This window comes from Microbacterium sp. Leaf351 (assembly GCF_001423825.1).
Taxonomy (GTDB): Bacteria; Actinomycetota; Actinomycetes; order Actinomycetales; family Microbacteriaceae; genus Microbacterium; species Microbacterium ginsengisoli.
On sequence record NZ_LMPK01000005.1, the window covers coordinates 30,208 to 34,085 of the forward strand.

The window sequence follows — 3,878 nt, forward strand, 5'->3', positions numbered from 1 at the left end:
CGCCTACGACCTGAGCGCCGCCGCGCAGACCCTCGCGTTCGTGCAGGGCATCCTCTGGATCGTCGGCTTCGCGCTCGTCGCCATCATCGCGGGCATCTCCTGGCTCGTGCTGCGCTCGATCACCGTGCCGGTCGCGCAGGCCGCGGAGACCAGCGCCAAACTTGCCTCCGGCGACCTCGACGTGCGCCTGAACGTGCGGGGAGCCGATGAGCTCGCGACGCTCGGTCGGTCGTTCAACGCGATGGCCGACAGCATCCAGTCGCAGATCAAGGAACTCGCCGACCTCTCCCTCGTGCAGCAGCGCTTCGTGTCGGATGTGTCGCACGAGCTGCGAACACCGCTGACGACCATCCGGCTCGCCTCCGATGTGCTCGCCGACCGGCGCGACGACTTCGAGCCGGCGGCCGCGCGTGCCGCCGAGCTGCTCTCGACCCAGGTCCAGCGATTCCAGGTCCTCCTCGACGACCTGCTCGAGATCAGCCGGTATGACGCCGGTTCGGTGCAGCTGGAACGCGAGCCCACGAGCATCGCCCAGCTCGCCGAGGACGTGATCGGCTCGATGCAGCAGCTCGCCGACCAGCGGGGGAGCGAGGTGCGGCTCGTCGCGCCCGGCGGCTACTCCCTCGTCGATCTCGATCCTCGACGGGTGCGTCGCATCGTGCGCAATCTGCTCGGCAACGCCATCGAACACGGTGAGGGGCGTCTGATCGTCGTCACGGTCGACAGCAATCAGGATGCTGTCGCCCTCGGTGTGCGCGACTACGGTCTCGGCATGCGGCCCGAGGACGTCGAGCGCGTGTTCGACCGGTTCTGGCGTGCGGATCCGTCCCGGCGGCGCACGATCGGCGGCACCGGCCTCGGCCTGTCGATCTCCCTCGGCGACGCGCGGCTGCACGGCGGCACTCTCGCCGTGTGGTCGGACCTCGGACGCGGGAGCAACTTCGTCCTCACCCTCCCTCGCCGCGACATCGACGGGGAGCTCGTGTCGCCGGTCGTCGTGGACGTGTCCGACGAGACCTCCGTGCTCGACAGTCTCGGTCTCACCGAGCCGATCGCGGTGCTCGCCCCCGAGCGTGACGCGAAGGAGAAGCGATGAGGCGCGGCATCCACTCACTCGTGCTCGTCGGCGCGCTGACTCTCGCGCTCGTCGGGTGCGCGGGACTGCCCATGACGGGAGCCGTGCACGAGGGGCTCTCGAGCACCGCCGAGCCCGATGTGCCCGACGTGCAGTTCAAGCCGAACGGTCCGCAGGTCGGCGCGACCCCCGAGCAGATCGTGGACGGCTTCCTCAACGCCGGCTCCGGACCCGCCGGCGGGTGGGCCACGGCGCGGGAGTTCCTCACGGGCACGGCAGTGGACAGCTGGCGCCCGGATGCGGGGGCGACCGTCGACGTGCTCTCCGCACGCTCGATCGCCGTCGCGTCGTCGGATCAGAGCTCGGCGACCGTCACCGTCTCGCTCTCGCCGACCGCGACGGTCGACGGCGAGGGCGCCTACACGGCGGTCGCCGAGGCCGCTGCTCCGCCGCTCACGTTCACTCTCACCAAGCTGCCGGCGGGGTGGCGCATCACCTCGGCCCCGAACGGCATCGTGCTCGATCAGGACCTCTTCAAGAGCGTCTTCCGCGCTTACTCGCTCATGTACTACGACCCGACCTGGACGTTCCTCGTGCCGGACGTGCGCTGGTTCCCGACCCTCAACGCGTCGACGCGCATCGCCGCGGCCCTCATCAACGGACAGCCGAGCCCCTGGCTCGCCAAGAGCGTCGTCTCGGCGTTCCCGGAGACGGTGTCGCTGGGGAGCCCCTCGGTGCCGGTCGTGAACGGTGTCGCGCAGGTGGACCTCAAGGAGTCGGCTCTCACGTCGGATCAGACCACGCTGTCGCGCATGCAGGCACAGCTCACCGACAGTCTCGCCTCGACCGGGCAGGTGACGTCGGTGACACTCTCGATCGCCGGTTCGGCCCTCGACGTGACTCCGGCGCCCTCGCGTGACACCCGCGTCGACTCCCGCACTCTCGCCCTCACCGCCAAGGGCTTCGGCTTCATCGCCGCCGGGCAGGTCGACGAGCTGCCCGGCGTCTCGGCGGCGGTGGCCGCTCTCTCCCCGCGTTCGGTGGAGCTGAGCGACGACCGGACGACGGCGGCGGTGCTGGCGGGCAACGGCGCGGTGACCCGGGTGGATGCCGCCGGCCCCGCAGCCCTCGACCAGCGCGCCGGACTCATCGCGCCGTCGATCGATCCGTTCGGCTACATCTGGAGTGTCCCGCAGACGTCGCCGTCCGCGCTCGTCGCGGCGGGGACGGGGGCGACGCGCATCGCGATCTCATCGCCGTGGGGAGGTGCGAGCCGCGTGGACGCGCTCCAGGTCTCGCGCGACGGCACACGCATCGCTGCGCTCGTCATCTCGGGGGGCCGGTCGGTCCTCATGGTCGCCGACGTCGTGCGCGACGCGCAGGGGGTTCCGAAGTCGCTGGGTGACGCCGTCACACTGCTGAGCTTCCCGGCGGGCGCGAGCGACGTCGCCTGGCTCGACGAATCGACGCTCGGAGTGATCTCGGGCAGCGGCTCGACGGCGCAGTTCGCCACCGTGCAGATCGGCGGCGTCGCCACGACCGTCGACGCCCCGCCGGGAGCCGTGGCCATCGCCGGCGTGAACGTGCCGACCATCGCCCGTGTGCTCGATTCCAACGGCACCGTGTTCATCCGATCCGGTACGACCTGGCAGCAGGACAGCACGGGCGTCTCGGTGCTGGGCACCCAGCAGGGGTCGCCGCTGACGAGCCCCTGATTCCTCCCCCGCACGGATCTGGAGCGCGGTGTCCTCCGTCTCGCCGGACCCGCACGCGCGCCCGGCGGGTGTCTCGGAGGATCGTCGCATGACGATGAGCGGATGGGCGGAAGCGCGCTGGCTGGTGCGTGAGGCGTTCGCGGATGCCGCGGCCCTCGCCTTTCCCGTGCGGTGCGCCGGGTGCGGCGCAGACGGCCGGGTTCTGTGCGCCGCGTGTCGGGTCGCGCTCGTGCCGCGCGTCTCTCGACGCACTCTCGAGGGCGGTCTGAGCGTGTGGAGCGGGGGAGAGTTCGACGGGATGCCCGCGCGGGTGCTGCGGGCGGCGAAACAGACCGGGCAGGGTGCTCTCGCGGCGGGCCTTGCGCCTCTGCTTCGCGCATCCGCCGAGGCTGCGGCGTCTTCGGCTGCGGTCGATGTGATCGTCCGCGTCCCGAGCTCTCGCGCCGCTGTGCGCCGGCGCGGCTTCGTTCCGCTCGAGCAGATCGCGGCGCGCGCCCGGCTGTGCACGACGGGAGGGCTGCGTGTCGTGCGCCCGGTAGCCGATCAACGCGGTCTCGACGAGGCATCCCGTCATCGCAACGCCGAGGGGAGCATGCGCGTGCGGCGCGTGGTGGCCGGGCTGCGCGTGCTCGTCGTCGATGACGTCGTCACGACCGGAGCGACGCTGCACGAGGCCGCCGCGGCCCTGCGGGCTGCGGGTGCGGTCAGCGTCGTCGCGGCGACCGTGCTGCAGACCCCGCGGCGGCGCTGATCAGCGTGTGCCCCAGTTGTAGGACTGCTTGCGCAGCTCGAGATAGACGAAGGTCTCCGAGCTGAGCACACCGGGGAGGGTGCGGATGCGGGAGTTCAGCAGCTCGCTGAGTTCGGCGTCGGACTCGCAGACGACCTCGATGACGATGTCGAAGCTGCCCGCGGTGAGGACCACGTAGTCGACGGCTTCGAGCTTCTCGAGCGCGGCCGCGACGATGCGGGTGTCTCCGCTGACCCGCAGGCCGACGAGAGCCTGACGCGGGAACCCGACCTGCAGCGGGTTGGTGACGGCGACGATCTGCATGACGTCGCTGTCGATCAGCTTCTGCACGCGCTGG

The 3,878-nt window shown here is 71.2% G+C and carries 4 protein-coding genes; 3 read left to right on the forward strand and 1 reads right to left on the reverse strand.

Annotation, left to right across the window (positions count from 1 at the left end; translation table 11 throughout):
- The 3 genes from mtrB to ASG00_RS02155 all read left to right on the forward strand — a co-directional run.
- A partial coding sequence (gene mtrB, locus ASG00_RS02145) for an MtrAB system histidine kinase MtrB (RefSeq protein ID WP_235559071.1) occupies window positions 1-1,096 on the forward strand: 1,096 nt, incomplete at its 5' end.
- Window positions 1,093-2,790 carry an LpqB family beta-propeller domain-containing protein gene (locus ASG00_RS02150; protein WP_056206498.1) on the forward strand — a complete coding sequence of 566 codons (1,698 nt, stop codon included), beginning with the start codon at window positions 1,093-1,095 and terminating at the stop codon, window positions 2,788-2,790. The genes mtrB and ASG00_RS02150, both read left to right, overlap by 4 nt.
- Window positions 2,791-2,878: 88 nt before the next feature.
- Window positions 2,879-3,541, forward strand: a complete 663-nt coding sequence (locus tag ASG00_RS02155; RefSeq protein WP_235557390.1) for a phosphoribosyltransferase family protein — start codon at window positions 2,879-2,881, stop codon at window positions 3,539-3,541.
- On the opposite strand, the gene ASG00_RS02160 is transcribed toward ASG00_RS02155, so the two are convergent.
- Window positions 3,542-3,878 (reverse strand): Lrp/AsnC family transcriptional regulator (locus tag ASG00_RS02160; protein WP_056206575.1); only part of this gene is annotated, 337 nt, incomplete at its 5' end.